This is a genomic window from Seonamhaeicola maritimus, from assembly GCF_008056315.1.
GTDB classification, from domain to species: domain Bacteria; phylum Bacteroidota; class Bacteroidia; order Flavobacteriales; family Flavobacteriaceae; genus Seonamhaeicola; species Seonamhaeicola maritimus.
Genome location: NZ_VRKQ01000018.1, coordinates 198,830 through 217,278 on the forward strand (window position 1 = coordinate 198,830; position 18,449 = coordinate 217,278).

The following is an 18,449-nucleotide window of genomic DNA, read 5'->3' on the forward strand; positions in this document are numbered from 1 at the left end:
TATAAATCTTTATTTTAAAATAGTGTTTTTTTGAAGTCATTAAGCCCACTAATTCTTTAATGCTTATGTTCTAAATAGTGGGATTTTAAAATATCCTCTCCAAAATCATTCTTCTTTTCTCTAAATATAGAATGAATGTGATTCCCATCATTACGAAATCCAACATTATCATATTCTATAATAAAATCCGGACTATGAATGATGTAATAATGTGGTTTTCTTCTTTCATAACTACCTATCCATGCAAAATAGATGTTTTCAACCCCAGAAGTTTTTATTGTTTTTAGGATTTCAGTGACTTTTCTAGTCTCTAAATTATTAACGTATTCTTTAATTAATAGTATTAATTGATGTTTTTGTTCTTCATTTAGGTCGCTTGCCTTAATGCCGTAATAGTCATTGATTCTTTGAGGTTTAGAAGGATTTGTAATAATATCTTTAGGCACATCATTACTTATGGTTGCAATTTTTTTTTGCTCTTTAGAAAGCATATTAATTAGTTTTAAACCATAATCTTCTTCATTGCTTAAAACTCTTAATCCCGCATATTTAGTAATGGGTACTTCAGCTGGATCTGTGCCTAAGAACAACGGTGTAACCGATAATTTGTCACCTTTAATTGTTAAGTTTATAGAAATATGATGACCGCCAAATTTAAGCCCCCAAGGTTCAGTTAAACTTGGTGTATTCCAAACTGAAACAAAGTAGTTTTTATAATCCCATTCAAGATTTTTAATTTGTTTAAGATTTTTTTCAGTAATAAACTCTCTCTCAAAAGCTGTTTGATAAACCTGATTCAAAATATCATCAAGACTCATAATACTGGTGGTTTTTAAATAACCTTGAGAGCTAAAAACAGTAGTTAATATATCATGAAACTTAATTTTGCTTTTTTCTGAAAGGTCCCCGAATTTTAAACCAGGCCTTTTTTCAATTCCTACAGGAAGGTTGGTCCATTTTGTTCTGAGTGAATCTTCAAACTTATATTGAATTGAAGAAAGTTCTTCTTCATTTAATGTTTCAAGAAAGGTACTTGTAACTTTATTTAAGTCTTCTGTAGTTTGACCAATTCCTATAAAACAAAAAAATAAGAGAATAGATGAAAACAAATGTTTCATAGTTGAAAAGAGGTTGGTTAGTTGTTTTAAAGGTACTGATTTACAAGGACTTTTTGTACGGGGCTATTCCTCAATCCTATTTTCATCAAAAGCAGATGGTAATAGTTTTGGGATAAATTTTATAACTAAAGGTAATAATAATGCACCGCCAGGAAGCATAAAAATAGCTAGACTTGGTATAGACTTAAAAATATCTAATAATTGCTCTTGTACTTTTTTTTGTTCACCATCACTTAAATCTCTCACGGTGGATTGACTAAGTAATACCATAAGTTCTTTGCTGTCCTTTAACTCTTGATACAAACGTTTTCTGTTTCTGGAAATTAGCTTAGTAACCATTTTACTAGAGTTGTTGTAAAAACTCTGAACTATGTTTTTAGAACTTAGTAAAGCAATATTATCTTTATTGACAGAGTAAAATAAATTTACTGATGTAATAGACTCTTTTATTCTTTCCTTTGGAACGTTTAAATCTGTACCCAACTGAATTAAAAAACGTTGCTCGTTTTTGTCAATTTTTTTGTCTGTCCAAGTGGCCATACATCCCAAATCCAGAATATAACTTTTCTCTTGGGGAGTCTTTATATTAAAAATGGCGTTTTGGTATGCTAATGGTTTACTGTCGTGATAGCGCAAAGACGATTCAAACAACTTAATTAAACTGTCGTCATATTGGTTTTTAACCGATTTAGAATTTAAAACATCTAAAATTATAGCTTCAATTGAGGCTTCTAATTTTTTAAGGTAATCAATAGAAATAGATTGATTTTTCAGGTATTCCTGATACGCTAATACATCAATATATAGCAAAGCATTTATAATGAAATACTTAAAGTTTTTTGTGAGCGCGTTGGCATCAATCTGAATGCGTTTTCGTATAATTTTTTCAAGTTGTTCGCTGGATTTTTTACCGCCCAAAAGTTCACGAAAAAATGACGTTTTTAAGGCGTTAATTCCTGTGTAGAAACCAATAACACTTTCTATAAAAGAAATTGTACTTTTTGATTTATGATGTGTGTAAAGTAGCCCTATGAGAAGGTTAGTTTTAGATAATTCCTCTTCTGTTAAATCGTTTTTCGGAATAATACCTAAAACTACGTCTAAATTGCTTCCGTAAATAAAACCGCATCCGCGTAAAGCATCATAAAAATTAGTTTCCTCAGAACTTAAAAGAGTATTGTTCTCAGAAACTTCTTGTAATAACTTTTTTATCCAACCTTGTGCTGACGGATTCATAATAATTTAGCTTGGGGTAAAAATACAGGATATTTATAAATACAAAAAGGTAATGTGTATTATTAAGCTGTTTCCAAATGTTTAACTAAAGCATACATCATTTCAATCCCTTTATTCAATTGGTCTTTAGAAATGAATTCATCTGCTCTATGTGCCTGAGCAATTGATCCAGGCCCACATATAATACTTTCAAATCCGGCATTGGCAAAATGACCTGCTTCTGAAGCGTATGACACTGTTTGCCATTCTTTGTTTCCCGTAATTTTCGAGATTAAATGTACAGCTGCAGATGTTTCACTGGTGCTAAATGAAGGGACAATAGGATGGTTTTCTGTAACCTCAATTTCAAAACCAGAAAATATTGATTGCATTTCTTTTTCGCGAGATTTACAGTAATCTCTTAAATCTTGATACAATTGATTTGCGTCATCTTGAGGAAGACACCTAATATCTAAAGATAGGGTGGTTTTATTGGCAATGATGTTCGGCGCTATACCGCCATTTATCATGCCCGTGTGAAGCGATGAATGTGGTGGATTGAAACGTTCGTCTGAGCTTCCAGAATCAATTAAATCGTTCATTTTTTGTTCCGCCCAAAGCACAATTCTAGCTGCTTCATGAACTGCGCTAACTTCCTGTTTAATTCTACTGCTATGACCTTCAGAACCGTTTACTGTAATGTCTATTATATGTATGCTTTTTTGACCAATAATGGGTTTTAACATAGATGCTTCGCCAATTATAGCATACTTTGGAAATTCTGAATAACTAGCTTTAATGTTTTCAATAAGAGCTTCAGCCGCTAAACAACCTATTTCTTCATCATAAGTAAAGGCAAAATAAATTGGAGTTTTTAATTCTGCTTCAACCATATCTGGTAGTGCAGTCAAACAACAAGCTAAAAATCCTTTCATATCACAGCTACCACGAGCATATAAGTTGCCATCACTTTTATCAATAAGTTCAAAAGGGTCGGTTGTCCAAGGCTGTCCTTTTACAGGAACCACATCGGTATGACCGGAAAGGATAACACCTCCATCAACTGCGGGACCTATGCGACAATGAAGTGATGCTTTTGTGTTTTTTTTGTTAGGAACTAGGGTAGTACTTATACCAAAACTTTCAATGTAATCTTTTATCCAATGGATAATTTCTAAATTGCTTTCACCACCCAAAACAGGAAATGAAACCAATTTTTCTAACATGGTTTGTACGGTCATCTAGATTAAGATAAGGTGCAAATTATAATTTATGGAACTATAAAAAGATTAGTTTTTTCTTAAGAATGTGCTCACTTCAATAGCTACATCTTCCCAAGTTTTACTAACTCCATCTGCTCCTTTGTGTAAATCAAAACAAACCTTGTTTAAAGAAGCCAAAGCATTTAGAGCATTCCAGTCTTTAAGGTTCATAACCCCAGTCAAAGTAACTCGTCTTTCTTCCTCAATTTGAATATCAAGTGGTATGTTGTGAGTAACACCATTCATAGTCAATGATGCATTGCATTTATTATCAACATAACTAATAGTTCCTTTTAAAAAATCTGTATCTAACATAGCACCGAAAAACGAAGCCTTTATTTTAGCATCGCGCGTATTAGTAGCATCGTTAGTAAATAAACTGCTAATTGGAATAGAGAAGTTTAAGTTATTCAAGGCTTCTTGAGGAGAATCTCCAGACTTTATTTCAAACTTTGAAGACGTAAACTCCCCACCAACACCTACTTTATCAGTAGTTTTATAGGCTGTCCATTTTATTGAAGTTGCCTCTGGTTTAACCACATACTTTTCAGTTGTAGTTAATGCTTCTTCAACTTGTTTAGTTTCTTTCTTTTCCTTTTTACAAGCAACAGTACTTATCATTAAAGCTATTAAGAGAAAACTAATTTTTTTCATGAGTTTGGTTTTAGTGATTTCGATAGGTTTTTAACGAAGTGAAAGGTAATCAATATTAACAGAATTACAAATATAGGTATGACATATATCATGTTTTTAAATGAACAATCGTCATAATTTTGTTATGTAAATGTTAGGTATGTCAAGAGCGTTAGTAAATAAATATAATATCGCGGGTCCTCGCTATACGAGTTATCCAACGGTTCCCTATTGGGATAATGGAACCTTTTCGTTAAATAATTGGACGGATTCGTTAATAAAATCATTCAAAGAAAGTAATTCAGAAGAAGGTATTAGCCTTTATATTCATCTGCCTTTTTGTGAAAGTTTGTGTACGTTTTGCGGTTGTAATAAACGTATAACAAAACAGCATAGTGTAGAATCACCTTATATAAAAGCGGTTTTAAAAGAATGGAATCTATATTTAGATTTATTTGATGAGAAACCCATTATAAAAGAATTGCATTTGGGAGGAGGAACGCCAACGTTCTTCAGTCCAGAGAATTTAAGCTTGTTAATAAACGGTATTTTAAAAAATTCTGTATTGGCAGAAAACCATGAATTTAGTTTTGAAGGTCACCCAAATAATACCACTAGAGAACACCTTCAAACTTTATATAATATAGGTTTTAGACGCGTGAGTTATGGAGTTCAGGATTATAACGAAACGGTTCAAAAAGCAATTCATAGAGTACAACCTTTTGAAAATGTAAAAAAGGCTACTGAAGCTGCCAGAGAAATTGGATATACATCGGTTGGTCATGATATAATTTTTGGTTTGCCATTTCAGAATTTAAAACATGTTAAGGAAACTATATTAAAGACAAAAGAATTACTTCCGGATAGATTAGCGTTTTACAGTTACGCCCACGTGCCATGGATAAAAGGAAATGGACAACGCGGGTTTGAAGATTCTGATTTGCCTTCACCAGAATTAAAAAGGGCACAATATGAATTAGGGAAGGAATTATTGGCGGAGGTAGGATACCATGAAATTGGAATGGATCATTTCGCTCTTAAAGCAGATTCGCTTTATAAATCTATGGACAGCAGTTCATTACATAGAAATTTTATGGGTTATACGGCGTCTAAGACTCAAGCTATGATTGGGTTAGGTGTTTCTTCAATTAGTGATAGTTGGTATGGTTTTTCTCAAAATGTAAAGAAGATTGAAGACTATTACAAAGCCCTTAAAGAGGATATTATTCCTGTATACAGAGGGCATATTCTTAACGAAGAAGATTTGATAATTAGAAAACATATACTTAATTTAATGTGTGGTTTTAAAACCGCATGGACTCAAGATACATTGTACTTTAAAGAGCTTCCGGAAACCTTAATAAGGTTAAAAGAAATGGAAGTAGACGGATTACTCAGTATTGATTCAAACAGTATTGAGGTGACTAAAAAAGGTCAACCATTTGTTAGAAACATTTGTATGGCTTTCGATTTATTATTACAAAGAAGGCAACCAAATACACAGTTGTTTTCTATGACCGTTTAATTTAAAATGGAATCATGATGAAAAAAATTATTGTACCTATTGATTTTTCAGAATACTCTGAATATGCATTAAAAGCAGCAGCCAAACTTGCTAAAAAGAATAATGCAGAATTGCTGGCCTTACATATGTTAGAAATGTCTGATATTATGCTAACGGGAGCTGGAGAACAACCTCAAAAGATAATTTACTTTTTGAAATTGGCAGAACAGAAGTTCGAAGAATTTTTAAAGAAAGATTATTTAGAAGGTATTAGCATAACGCCTATTGTCAAGCATTTTAAAGTTTTTAGTGAAGTAAATGAAGTGGCTAAGAAATATGATGCCGATTTAATTGTCATGGGGTCTCATGGTGTTAGCGGAGCTAAAGAGTTTTTCATTGGGTCTAATACAGAAAGGGTTGTAAGGAGTTCTGAAATCCCTGTACTAGTGGTGAAAAATGATATGCTTGAGGCTAATTTTGATATTGTAGCCATTGCTTGTGATTTTTCGGAAGAAACTATAGAAACATATTTAAAAGCTTCTAATATGTTTAGTAATATGGATTCTAAAATGTATCTGATTCATGTAAACCTTCCAAATGATAGGTTTAAGAGTTCAATTGAAATAGAAAATGAAGTAGTAAACTTTTTTACAAAAGCAGAAGGGAATTTAAATAATATGAGTGATGTTCATTACGTGTCTGATTATACGGTTGAAGATGGTATTTTAAATAGCGCTAATAAATTGGGTGCAGACTTAATAATTGTACCAACGCATGGCAGAAAAGGTTTAGCACATTTCTTCCAGGGAAGCGTTGGGGAAGATGTTGCAAATCATGCTACCCTACCTGTAATGACATTTAAAATATAGAGATATTTAAAGCTTGGTTAATTAATTTCGGGAAAGGCGTTGATTCTATTATTTATGGAATTGATGCTTTTCTTTTTTATTGAATATCTGATAAGGCTAAAACATTGAACAAATTGGCTTTAGTATTTAAAAAAATGTTTTCTATTTCAATGGCTTTTAATTTAGAGTCAATTAGTTTAGATTCTCTAGAGTTAACAAGAAATAAAGAACTCTCTCCTAAAAAGAATTTACGTTCTTCTGCAGATAGTAGTTTTGAATAATCATCTACTATAGTTAAAGTAAAATCGTTTTGTAAAATATAAGATTCTAGTTCTTGGTTAATGGCATTAATTTTATTTTTCAGACTCAATCTAGTATTTTGTAATTCAAATTTAGTATCCTGTAACTTTAATTTAGCCAATTTTAAATCACCCCGTTCTTTTCTTAAAAACAAAGGAAGATTTATGTTTATACCGCTTTTGTAAGCAGATGTGCTAAAGGAGCGCACAATTTCTGGCGTTTGAGACAAGAAATTATATTGTAAGTCTATTTGTGGTAAAAGATTATTAAGTTTTAATTTCTTTTCAATATTTAGACTTTGATATTTGAAGTCTAAAGATTTTAACTTTGGATGGTCCTCAATATTATAGCCCTCTATGTCTAAACCAGAGGTGTTTAAAACTGTGTCAATGATTTCAATAGTATTTGTGTCAGGAATTATGTTTTCTGTTATTTCAATAGGGGTGTTTTCATTCAACCACAAATAATTGGATAATTCTAAAGAAGATTTAATAAACTTTATTTTAGATTTTTCAAGATTTAGTTTCCTGTTGTTTAATGTAATACGTGCCTCTAATGTGTCAATAGCTGGTTTATCGCCTACTTCATAACTTTTTTTAATTCCATTAAAGCGTACTTCGGCATTGCTTAAAAAGTTCTCATATACTCGTTTGTCATTATAATGTCTTAACCAGTCAAAATAAGTTGTGGTAGCATTATACAAAATATTGTTCACCAAAAGTTGTCTGTCTGCCTGAGCTTGTTGAATATATAATTTTGATTGCCTTAAAGTAGCCATTCTATTATTTGTTAATAAATCTTTGGCAACAGGAATTGATACTCCAGCGCTATAAAGGCCATCTGTTGGTACAATTGCTTGAGGGTTTAAAAAATCTCCGGTGTTTTCTTCAAAATTGCCTTTTAACTCTATGCCAAACCAAGTAGGTATTTTAAAACTAGCACTTAGTTTATCATAGTATTCTGTTTCTTTAAATATTTTTCTATCATAATCAACTTCAAGCTTAGGGTCAAAAGCACCTCTGGCTTTCATTAATTTTGCTTCACTTTCTTTTATTACAAGATTAGCTTGTTTTACTATAGGGTGAAATGATTTAATGTAGCCTAAGTATTCATCTAAGGTCAATACTGTATTATTGTCCTGAGCTTTAACCGTGCTAATTACAAGCAATAATATATATGTTAAAAAAAGTCTCATTTTTTATCTTTTTTTGAGGCTGTTTTAGCTTCTTTAGGCTGATAATAATTTGGAGGGAAACTGTTAATCTGTCGCCAAAGTTCAAACCAAATAGGTACGTCTTCTAAAAGTGCAATTGTTTTAGCTCCTGAACCTACCCTTATGGCTTCAGGCCAAGAATAATCTTTGTTATCTGGAGCAAGTAAAACTCTAAATTTTCCATTATCACTAATAAAGTTTTCTATAGCCACAACCTCGGCACCATAAGTTCCATAAGAAACATTTGGCCACCCGCTAAATACAATTGCAGGCCATCCATCAAATTGAATACGTACTTTTTCGCCAATATGAAGTAGCGGCAAATCAATTGGTCTTACATATGTTTCAACAGCTAAGTCGTATTGTGATGGCATGATACCAACTAATTCTTCACCTTCTTTAAAGGTAACACCAATACCACCAGTTAAAGCTTTATTAATAAAGCCACTTTGTGGAGCTGTAACATAAAGTAAGCTACTACGCTTTTTATAATTAGTATATGTGTTCTCTAATTTGGTTACTTGGGCTTGTGTGTCAAACTGACCAGATTGAGCTGTAAACATATCGCTTTGTGCTTTCGAAATTTTATCTGCATAAGAAGCATTGGTTCGTGATAACTCTATTTTAGCATTTATGGCTTCATTTTTACTGGCTAAATATTTATTCTGTTGTGAAATGAACTTAGCTTGAGTTTCTTGAAGCTTTAGCCTTTTTTCTTCAACATCCTTTATAGCTTTTAACCCTTCTTCTTGTAGGGTTTTAATTCTATTAAATTGTGTTTCGGCTATTTTTAAATTCGTTTTTGATGCTTCTAAATCTATGCTATCGCTTTTAACTTTTAGCTGCGATTGTATTAATTTATTTCTAGTTTGCTCTAATTTTAAACTTTGCTCATCCTGCAATGCTGTAATCTGTCTGTTTAATGCTTCTACTTTACCTTCATAAGCAGTTACTGATGACGATTTTGCCTCAATTTGGTCGTTAGTACGTTCAACCAGTTTATCATCAAAGTAATCACTTTTTACTTCCGAAATTCTTAAAATGGTATCTCCTGCTTTTACAAAATCACCTTCTTGAACAAACCATTCCTCGATACGTCCCGGAATTTGAGACATAATATGTTGAGGTCTTTGGTTGGGTTTTAATGTAGTAACAATACCTTGCCCTGTAATATTCTGGGTCCAGGGTAAAAACAAAACAATAAAAAGAATAATAGCCGCAGCCAATAAAAACCTATTGAAAAATTTATAATATTTTCGGTTCATTATATTCTCACCAGATTTGAATTTACTCAAATCGATTTTTTTGTTTAATTGGTTATGAGATATATTGAGCATAATTTAGTTTTTAGATTTTACTTTACCCTTTTCTAAAGTGATGATTTCCTTACATTTATCCATCCAAACGCTACTGAAACTAACAACAATGAGTGCCCAGGGCTGGTCTTTGTGTGATAAATAATCAACAATTGCTTTTGTCTCCGTTCTATTAAACCTATCCAAAGCGTCTTCAAGAATTAATACTTTTGGATCTTTTAAAATTGCACGAGCTAGGACAATTTTTTTAGATAAAGAATATGACATTTGTCTTCCATCAGGATAAAGCATAGTGTTTAAACCTTCTGATTGTTCTTTTATAAAGGCTTTGAGTCCTACAACATTAAGGACTTCATAAATCTTTTCATCTGAAATATTAGTGTTTCCAAAAGTCAAGTTTTCTCTAATAGAACCTTCAAAGGGGGTTTCGTCTGATAATGATAACCCTAACTGAGACCTGTAGAAGTTTAAATGTAGACTGTTTATGGACATATCATTGACGTAAATATGACCAGAAGTAGCCTGAATAACCCCTGCAATCAATCTTAAAAGTGTAGATTTACCAGAACCACTTTCTCCTTTAATTAGTATTCTACTAGATGGAGTTATTTTTAATGAGATATCTCTTAAAATATGTTTATCTCTATTGTCAACTTCATAAGCCACCTTTTCTAATTCAATTTGAAAACCTTTTTTAAATTGAGGAGATTCTCCGCTTTGGCTTTCTAAATTTTTATCTACAATTTGGCCAATTTTTTCTAGTGAAGTTAAGGTGTCGTAAAACGATTCTAAACCTAGAATAAGCTTTTCAACTGATGCAATAACTAATATTATGATGATTTCTGCAGCAACAAACTGACCAATATTCATTTCTTGATTTAGAACTAAAGCACCACCAATTAATAACAAACTTGCGGTTACAATAACCTTAAAACTTATCATTTGGATAAACTGTAGCATCAAAATTTTAAAGTGACTTTCTCTTGCGTTAAGGTAATTATGTACTAATTCGTCATTTTTATTTATGCCTAAGTTTGTGCTCCCAGAGAGTTTGAAACTAATGACAGAACGCGCTATTTCTTGGATCCAATGAGCAACTTTATATTTGTTTTTTGATTCTTTTAAGCTGGTTTCAAGTCCTTTTATAGCTGTAAATCTGAAAACCACGAAAATGAGAATCAAAAGTAGGAGACCAAAAATGATAAAGAACGGATGGTAAAATGATAATAGTATTAATGCAAATAATATTTGCAAAACAGCCGTTGGTACATCAATTAAAATTTTGGATAGACTTTTTTGAATTGTAAGAGTGTCAAAAAAACGATTTGCCAATTCAGGCGGATAATAATTACGTAACTCCGACATTTTTATTTTTGGAAAGCGATACGCTAGTTCAAAAGAAGACCGTGTAAATATGCGTTGCTGTATGGTTTCAATAATTCTTAGTTGCATTAATTGCAATGCACCTGAAAATGCAACGCCTAGAGTTACCAGAATAACCAAAACTATCCAAGAGGTGGATATTTGAGCTCCTTGAATTAGGTTAATAATTGCTTGAATACCTAGGGGTAATGAAAGGGCTACGATACCTGCAAAAATAGCATAGTAAAAAACTTGTAAAATATCCCTTTTTTCTAATTGAAGCAGTCCAACTAAGCGTAACCAAGGGGTCATTTGTTTGTTTTTCATGATTAAGATTTCAAGGTGTTAAATACAAGGTTTTGGTAAAAATGCACTGGAGTAACCCCAGTTTTACAATCTGTAATGGATTTAAAATGATCCTTTAAGAAATGCTGATGTAAACTACCTTCAATGATTGTACTGGCTAAACTAGATGGGAATTCATAATCTGGATTTATGTCCTTAATCATATCGCGCAACCTATGAACAATGCGTTTATAAATAACAAAATATCCGTCTTTATTCTCTTGATCTACCTCTTTAGTTAAGAAGGATTTGGAGTTTTCATTTACAATGATTTTATTTAAAGTTACTTCATTTATATGTGAAAACTTTGAATCTTCTTTAGTACGTCTTGCAATAATCTCAATTGCTTTTTTGAGTTTGTCAGTGGGGTTTAAGCTATGGGTTTCAAATACTAATTGATATTCAATCCATGCCCAATACCATGATGATAAATAAACTAGAAGCTTATGCTTACTTTCAAAGTACCTGTAAATAGAGCTCTCATTTGAGCCAATTAGTGAACCAAGTTTTTTAAAGGTAAATGCTTCAAAACCTGCCTCATCAATAAGTTTAATACTATGCTCAACAATTCGCTTACCTAGATCTGATGATTCAGGATCTTTGACATAAATCTTTTCAGGTACTATAATCTTCAAATTTGCAAATAGCTTATCCATAATTAATAAATTTAAGTGCAAAATTAATAGTAATACTATTAATAAAGAAAATAAAGCTATTGATTTTATTAATCATTATTATAATAAAATCTTATAAACCAACAGGAAACAATGTTAATATGTTGTTGTTGAAGGTGTTATGTTATTGTGTAAAGAATGAGAAAAGGAATTTAAAAGCTAACTGCTTATTACAATATCGTTTTAATGACACTCTACAGCACCATTCACTACGTCATAAACAGGAGCAGGAGAGATGTAAGGAATACCAAGGCCAAGGCCTCTAACAATAAATAGAGCTCCAATAATAATTACAAAAACAGGAATTGCTTTTTGAATTTTTTGCCTAACACTACCTTTTAAGAAGTGACTTACATAAATAGCGGTGGTCATTAGAGGAATGGTTCCCAATCCAAAAAGTATCATATATAAACTGCCCTGAAAAGCATTACCACCTGTAATGGCTCCAAAAACAGCCATATAAACCAACCCACAAGGTAAAAACCCATTAAGGAATCCAATAGTTAAAAACGTATCAGCCGATTTTTTCTTTAAAGCGTTTCCCAACGCAGATTTAACTTTAGATATTAATTTATAAATGGGTTTTGAAACACCGTATTTATTTAGTTTGTGCTGCGGTATTAAAACCAAAACAATCATTAAAATTCCAATAGCTATTGATAGCTGTTGCTGAAAACCAAATAGATAAAGGCTCTTTCCTATAAGACCAAAAACCAACCCTATTAGACTATAAGCTAATAGTCTACCAATGTGATAAATAGTGATTTGAGAAACTTTTTTAAAGGAATTTGTTCTATCTACAGGAAGCATAAAGGCAATAGGACCACACATTCCCACACAGTGGAAACTTCCTAATAGTCCTAAAACAAATGCTGACAACAGCATAATTAATAATTTATAGATTCTTTAAATAAATAAGAATTTCCATTATATTGCCAATCAACTTTAATGTTCCAACGGCCATCTACCAAACGGGTGTCAGGTATGAGCAAATGTGGATTAGATAATGAAATGTCACTTTCAAAATCTAGTTGTTTGTTAGATGGCCTATATAGGAACAATTTTCCTGTAATTTGTTTATAATCAATATTGCTTGGGAACAAAATGGTTAAGCCTTCCTCAGTCTTTTTGTATGTAATATTTTCGCTTAAAGCTTTTGCGTTTTTTAGTTTGTCAATTTCTTTTTGATACGCCAATTCTTCGGCATAATAATCTTCGGTAACTAAGTCATGATCATATTTGTCGTCAACATTCATAGACACAATAAAGTACATTATAAAAGCTATAAACCCTATAAATGCCAGTACAATTCCTGTTCCCCAATTTACTTTCATCACTTTTGTTTTTTATAGCATTTCCCTTCATACCTCGGGTCAGGCTTTCGGTAGTCGCTCTTTTCAAGGAGCTTCAACAATACCTCAATCCTTAATGCAATCTTTTACTTCCGTCTTTCTACCTCCAATTAAGTGTTTACTTGTAACTTCTAGGGCCTAAAAAATTAGCCGTACAAGTTTCGATTAATTTGTCATCAACGTAAACACCTATTTTAATTTTATTTCTATCTCCTGTTAATGCCGAATTATTTATTTCAATAAATAATGTCCCTTCAGCTATACCTTGTTTTGGTACCGTAAAGTTATCACTGGTAGCAACTAACTTTAAAGTCCCTTTGTGCGACGTCAATTTCAGGCTTACATCTTCTATCTCTTTAGTTGTTTTATTAACCAGCTTATAGGTAAAAACATTACTAATTATGTTATTCTCTTTATGCTCATATAATTGTCCAGGAAGCCTCAAAACATTGGCTTCAACATCATTTCTTAAAAACAACATTCCTGTTAGAATACCAATTAAAATACTTAGTACAGCAATATAACCTTTCATTCTAGCCGACAGCTTAAAAGGTACTTTGTTTTTAATGTTATCTTCACTAGCATAACGTATCAACCCTTTTGGAAGATTGATACTCTCCATTATATGATCACATTCATCAATACAAGCGGTACAGTTAACACATTCTAGCTGTGTGCCGTTTCTAATATCTATTCCTGTTGGGCAAACGTTTACACATTGATTACAATCAATACAATCACCATGACCTAAAGCATCTCTATCTTCATTTTTTCTAAACTTCTTCCTTCCGCTAGGGCCTTCACCACGCTTATAATCGTAAGCAACAACAACAGATTTAGTATCTAAAAGAACGCCTTGTAATCTTCCGTACGGACAAGCAATAACGCAAACTTGTTCTCTAAACCAAGCAAAGACAAAATAGAATACAGCCGTAAAAATTATTAATGGGATTAATGTTCCCATATGGCTAAACGGACCATCTATTATGTATTGAATTAACCTATCACTTCCTATTAAATAAGCTAAAAACACATTAGCAATCAAAAAAGAAAAAATTACAAAAATGACATGTTTAAGTGTTCTTTTCCTAATCTTTTCAGCATCCCAAGCTTGTTTTTTAAGGCGCATTTGTTTGCCTCTATCACCTTCAATCCAATATTCTATTCTACGGAAAACCATTTCCATAAAAATGGTTTGCGGACAAATCCAACCACAAAAAATACGACCAAATGCAACTGTAAACAACGTAATAAAAATGACTCCAATTAACATGGAGATAACAAACAGGTGAAAATCTTGAGGCCAAAACGGAAACCCAAAAATGTTAAAACGGCGCTCTAGTACATTGAACATTAAAAACTGGTTACCACTTATTTTAATAAATGGAGAAGCCAATAAGAATATCAATAAACCGTAGCTAACAAGCTTTCTTCTGTCGTAATACTTACCACTCGGTTTTTTAGGAAAAACCCAAGCCCTTTTACCTTCTTCGGTAATGGTGCCAATAGAATCTCTAAAGTTTTCTTTATCGGGGGTTTCCAATTGATTCGAGTTTAAGATTCCCTTTGTTCATTAAAAACAAAGGGAATCAGGAAATATAGTTTAGTTGTTGTTTAGTTTTATTCTACTGGTACCTCTGTTTCTGATGTTGTTTCTGTTTCTGCTGGTGCTTCTGTTTCCGCACTTTCATCAACCCAAACATCACCCTCTGGTCCTTTTGGATTAGCAGGTGTAGTACCTTGTAAACTTAATAAGTAACTAGATACTTGTGCTATTTGCGATGGTTTTAATTGCGATTTCCAAGCAATCATACCCTTCCCGGAACGCCCACCTTCAGAAACTGTTTTAAATACATTCTTAATACCTCCACCTAAAATCCAATTTTCATCAGTTAAATTTGGTCCAATACCACCACCACCATCAGCCATATGACAAGCCACACAGTTAGTGTTGAAAATATCTTTACCAGCATTTAAATCACCGGCCTCTGTTAATAATGTCACGGTGTTAATATCAACTAAATCTTTAGCTGTTTTTTTGTACTCCTCAATAGCTGCTTTGGCATCGGCTAATTCAGTTTCTAATTCATCAAATTGTCCTCCAGCATCAAAAACATGATATCTTAATAGATAAACTGCCGCAAAAACAATGGTGATGTAAAACCCGTACAACCACCAAGGTGGTAAATTGTTATCAAGCTCTTTTATGCCATCATAATTATGGTCTAGTATAATTTCACCTTCCTCCTCTATAGGTTTCTGACCAAGAAGTTTTGTGTATGTTTCTTTCAACCAAGTGAACTTAAAGCCACTTTCTTTTTCAGCTAAAAATTTAGCTTTAGCTTCTTCATCTAATTTATGAAGCATTACATTTTCTAAGGCTCCTACTATAGCTTCAATTGCTATTAAAATTAGAAGAACTAAAAACAGAAACAGCAAGACTACTGGGTATTCTATGAAGGCTGGTTTATCGCCTGAATCTATAAAGAATTCTACAACTCCGAAGATGATGAAGAATACGATGGGTACTCTTACCCAAGATGGAATTAATTTTCTCATAATGTGTCGTCGTTTTGGTTGTCTAAAGGAATATTACTAACAGTGTTTATGTAGTCTTTTTTTGCGGTAAATACCCACCAAAACAGTGCTACAAAAAAGATGAAAAAGATGAGCAACGAGATAATAGGGTAAATCTCTATTCCCGTAATACTCTCCATATGATTTTTTACAAATTTTAACATGATTACTAGTTTTGATGATTATTCTGTTCCTTTGCTTATGTCAGTTCCTAATCTTTGTAAATAAGCAATTAGAGCAACAATTTCTCTGTTCTTCATCTCAACAAATTCTTCACCGTTATCTGCTGCATATTTCTTATCTGCCGCATATGTTTCGGCAAAATCAGGATCAGAATGCAAGTTCTCTTCAATTTGAGCACCTTGGTCTAACATACTTTGTTGTGCATTGGCAATATCTTCATCAGAATAAGGCACTCCTAAGCTCACCATGGCTCTCATTTTAGCTTCTGTATCAGATTTATCAAGCGTACTAGATGAACCAGTAATTAACCATGGGTAACGTGGCATGATTGAACCAGATGATGTACTTTGTGGGTCATACATGTGGTTAAAGTGCCAGTTGTCCGAATATTTACCTCCAATTCTATGAACGTCTGGTCCAGTACGTTTACTACCCCATAAGAATGGATGATCATAAACAAATTCACCAGCTTTAGAGTATTCTCCATAGCGCTCTACTTCACTTCTAAACGGACGAATCATTTGAGAGTGACAACCCACACAACCTTCACGGATATAGATATCTCTACCTTCAAGCTCTAATGGTGTATATGGTTCTACACTGGCTATAGTAGGAATGTTTGATTTTACCATTATGGTTGGTACAATTTGAATAATACCACCAATTAAAATAGCTACTGTTGCTAATAAAGTTAATTGTATTGGTCTTCTTTCTAACCAAGTATGCCAACCTTCACTAGCAGTACGTTTTTTAGTAACGCGCTCTAATGCTGGCGCTTCAGCTAATTCATCTTCAACTTTGCTACCGTTTTTAATAGTTACAATAATATTGTAAACTAATATTAACATACCAACAATATAAAGTGTACCACCTATGGCACGCATCCAATACATCGGGATAATTTCAGTTACAGTTTCTAAGAAGTTACCATAAACTAAAGTCCCATCAGGATTAAACTGTTTCCACATACTAGCTTGTGTGAAACCAGCAACATACATTGGTAAAGCGTATATAATAATACCTAAAGTTCCTAGCCAGAAATGCATGTTAGCTAAAGGCAATGAGTGTAATTTTGTTTTAAATAACCTTGGAATCAAATAGTAAATAATACCGAATGCCATAAAACCGTTCCAAGCTAAAGCACCAACGTGTACGTGGGCAATAATCCAGTCAGTAAAGTGAGCAATGGCATTTACATTTTTCAATGATAATGTTGGGCCTTCAAAAGTTGCCATACCATAACCAGTAATAGCTACAACCATGAATTTTAAAACAGGATCTGTTCTAACTTTATCCCAAGCACCTCTTAAGGTTAATAAACCATTAATCATACCACCCCAAGAAGGCATTAATAACATTACAGAAAAGGCAACACCTAAGTTTTGAGCCCACTCTGGTAAAGCAGTATATAATAAATGGTGAGGTCCTGCCCATATATAAATAAAGATTAACGACCAGAAGTGAACAATAGAAAGCCTATAAGAATACACAGGTCTGTTAGCTGCTTTAGGAACAAAGTAGTACATCAATCCTAAGAAAGGCGTAGTTAAAAAGAATGCTACGGCATTATGTCCGTACCACCATTGTACTAAGGCATCTTGTACACCGGCGTAAACCGAGTAACTTTTCATGGCACTTACTGGTAATTCTAAACTATTAAAAATATGCAGTACAGCAACAGTGATAAATGTGGCTATATAAAACCAAACAGCAACATATAAATGACGTTGTCTTCGTTTTAAAATAGTCCAAATCATATTAACTCCAAACACTACCCATATAAGAGCAATGGCAATGTCAATTGGCCATTCTAATTCGGCATATTCCTTAGAAGTGGTATACCCTAAAGGAAGTGAAATAGCTGCAGCTGCAATAATAAGTTGCCAGCCCCAAAAGTTAATGTTACTTAACAAGTCACTTGCCATACGTGTTTTGAGTAAGCGCTGCAGTGAGTAATAAACACCCGCAAACATAGCGTTACCAACAAAGGCAAAAATAACAGCATTGGTATGTAAAGGTCTTAGCCTACCAAAACTAAGCCACGAAATACCATCAGTAAGGTTTGGGAATAAAAACATAAATGCTAACAGTAAACCTACTGCCATCCCAACAACCCCAAAAATTATTGTGGCATAAATGAACTTTGTAACGATTTTGTTATCGTAATGAAATTGTTGCATTTCCATAATAGTTGTTGTTAATCTTTTTTGGTTAGTATTGAATTATCTGATTTTTCTTTAACAAGTTCGTCTTCAAAAAGCATACGTACAGACGGCGTATAGCTATCATCATACTGTCCACTCTTTACAGCTATAATAAAGGCTACAAAGAAACCAACAGCTACAACAATGCTTATAGCTAGTAAAATATATATAACACTCATACCTAATTGAAGTTACGCGTCAAAAATACTTTCATATGTTTTTTAAAAATATGACAAATGTCATGTTTGGTTTCGTTTTTTGGCCGTTACCCCTTCGGGGTCGGGCTTTCCATTTCAAGTCCTCACTCGTGCCTCGTTGTGGGCTTTTCTTTGCAATCCCTAAC

17 protein-coding genes are annotated in these 18,449 nt (G+C 32.9%); 2 read left to right on the top strand and 15 right to left on the bottom strand.

What is annotated here, in order from left to right:
- Positions 1-56: 56 nt before the first annotated feature.
- The 4 genes from FUA22_RS15790 to FUA22_RS15805 form a co-directional block, all read right to left on the bottom strand.
- Positions 57-1,118 (bottom strand): DUF3500 domain-containing protein, encoded by a 1,062-nt coding sequence (locus FUA22_RS15790; protein WP_147769556.1) that lies wholly within the window; start codon positions 1,116-1,118, stop codon positions 57-59.
- A gap of 63 nt (positions 1,119-1,181) precedes the next feature.
- Positions 1,182-2,354 (bottom strand): LETM1-related biofilm-associated protein, encoded by a 1,173-nt coding sequence (locus FUA22_RS15795; RefSeq protein WP_147769557.1) that lies wholly within the window; start codon positions 2,352-2,354, stop codon positions 1,182-1,184.
- A 62-nt stretch (positions 2,355-2,416) separates the two neighbouring features.
- Entirely contained in the window at positions 2,417-3,574 is a 1,158-nt protein-coding gene (gene argE, locus FUA22_RS15800) for an acetylornithine deacetylase (RefSeq protein ID WP_147769558.1), read from the bottom strand.
- A gap of 48 nt (positions 3,575-3,622) precedes the next feature.
- Positions 3,623-4,249: a YceI family protein gene (locus tag FUA22_RS15805; protein WP_147769559.1), complete on the bottom strand. Its 627-nt coding sequence runs from the start codon at positions 4,247-4,249 to the stop codon at positions 3,623-3,625.
- A gap of 139 nt (positions 4,250-4,388) precedes the next feature.
- Here FUA22_RS15805 and hemN point away from each other — a divergent pair, with 139 nt between their 5' ends.
- Positions 4,389-5,753 (top strand): oxygen-independent coproporphyrinogen III oxidase, encoded by a 1,365-nt coding sequence (gene hemN / locus FUA22_RS15810; protein WP_147769560.1) that lies wholly within the window; start codon positions 4,389-4,391, stop codon positions 5,751-5,753.
- Between the two features lie 14 nt (positions 5,754-5,767).
- Positions 5,768-6,601, top strand: a complete 834-nt coding sequence (locus tag FUA22_RS15815; RefSeq protein WP_317132114.1) for a universal stress protein — start codon at positions 5,768-5,770, stop codon at positions 6,599-6,601.
- A 76-nt stretch (positions 6,602-6,677) separates the two neighbouring features.
- Here the strand turns inward: FUA22_RS15815 and FUA22_RS15820 are convergent, their stop codons facing one another.
- The 11 genes from FUA22_RS15820 to ccoS all read right to left on the bottom strand — a co-directional run bounded on the left by FUA22_RS15820 (position 6,678) and on the right by ccoS (position 18,285).
- Complete coding sequence (locus FUA22_RS15820; protein WP_147769561.1) at positions 6,678-8,075, bottom strand: TolC family protein; 1,398 nt, start codon at positions 8,073-8,075, stop codon at positions 6,678-6,680.
- Positions 8,072-9,430 carry an HlyD family secretion protein gene (locus tag FUA22_RS15825; protein ID WP_147769562.1) on the bottom strand — a complete coding sequence of 453 codons (1,359 nt, stop codon included), beginning with the start codon at positions 9,428-9,430 and terminating at the stop codon, positions 8,072-8,074. Before FUA22_RS15825 ends, FUA22_RS15820 begins: the two co-directional genes overlap by 4 nt.
- A 3-nt stretch (positions 9,431-9,433) precedes the next feature.
- The gene (locus FUA22_RS15830) at positions 9,434-11,098 is read right to left on the bottom strand and encodes a peptidase domain-containing ABC transporter (RefSeq protein WP_147769563.1); all 1,665 of its coding nucleotides are present in this window, start codon (positions 11,096-11,098) and stop codon (positions 9,434-9,436) included.
- Between the two features lie 2 nt (positions 11,099-11,100).
- Positions 11,101-11,772 carry a TetR/AcrR family transcriptional regulator gene (locus FUA22_RS15835; protein WP_147769564.1) on the bottom strand — a complete coding sequence of 224 codons (672 nt, stop codon included), beginning with the start codon at positions 11,770-11,772 and terminating at the stop codon, positions 11,101-11,103.
- 201 nt (positions 11,773-11,973) lie between these two features.
- Complete coding sequence (locus FUA22_RS15840) at positions 11,974-12,675, bottom strand: sulfite exporter TauE/SafE family protein (RefSeq protein ID WP_147769565.1); 702 nt, start codon at positions 12,673-12,675, stop codon at positions 11,974-11,976.
- Positions 12,676-12,677: 2 nt separating this feature from the next.
- Positions 12,678-13,124, bottom strand: coding sequence for a FixH family protein (locus FUA22_RS15845; protein ID WP_147769566.1), 447 nt, complete (start codon positions 13,122-13,124; stop codon positions 12,678-12,680).
- 136 nt (positions 13,125-13,260) lie between these two features.
- The gene (gene ccoG, locus FUA22_RS15850) at positions 13,261-14,685 is read right to left on the bottom strand and encodes a cytochrome c oxidase accessory protein CcoG (protein ID WP_147769567.1); all 1,425 of its coding nucleotides are present in this window, start codon (positions 14,683-14,685) and stop codon (positions 13,261-13,263) included.
- Positions 14,686-14,762: 77 nt separating this feature from the next.
- Positions 14,763-15,701, bottom strand: a complete 939-nt coding sequence (locus FUA22_RS15855) for a cbb3-type cytochrome c oxidase N-terminal domain-containing protein (RefSeq protein WP_147769568.1) — start codon at positions 15,699-15,701, stop codon at positions 14,763-14,765.
- Positions 15,698-15,883, bottom strand: a complete 186-nt coding sequence (locus FUA22_RS15860; RefSeq protein ID WP_147769569.1) for a CcoQ/FixQ family Cbb3-type cytochrome c oxidase assembly chaperone — start codon at positions 15,881-15,883, stop codon at positions 15,698-15,700. Before FUA22_RS15860 ends, FUA22_RS15855 begins: the two co-directional genes overlap by 4 nt.
- An 18-nt stretch (positions 15,884-15,901) precedes the next feature.
- Positions 15,902-18,088 carry a cytochrome-c oxidase, cbb3-type subunit I gene (gene ccoN, locus FUA22_RS15865; protein ID WP_147769570.1) on the bottom strand — a complete coding sequence of 729 codons (2,187 nt, stop codon included), beginning with the start codon at positions 18,086-18,088 and terminating at the stop codon, positions 15,902-15,904.
- Between the two features lie 11 nt (positions 18,089-18,099).
- On the bottom strand, positions 18,100-18,285 hold the full coding sequence (gene ccoS, locus FUA22_RS15870; RefSeq protein ID WP_147769571.1) for a cbb3-type cytochrome oxidase assembly protein CcoS: 186 nt from the start codon (positions 18,283-18,285) through the stop codon (positions 18,100-18,102).
- Between the last annotated feature and the right edge of the window lie 164 nt (positions 18,286-18,449).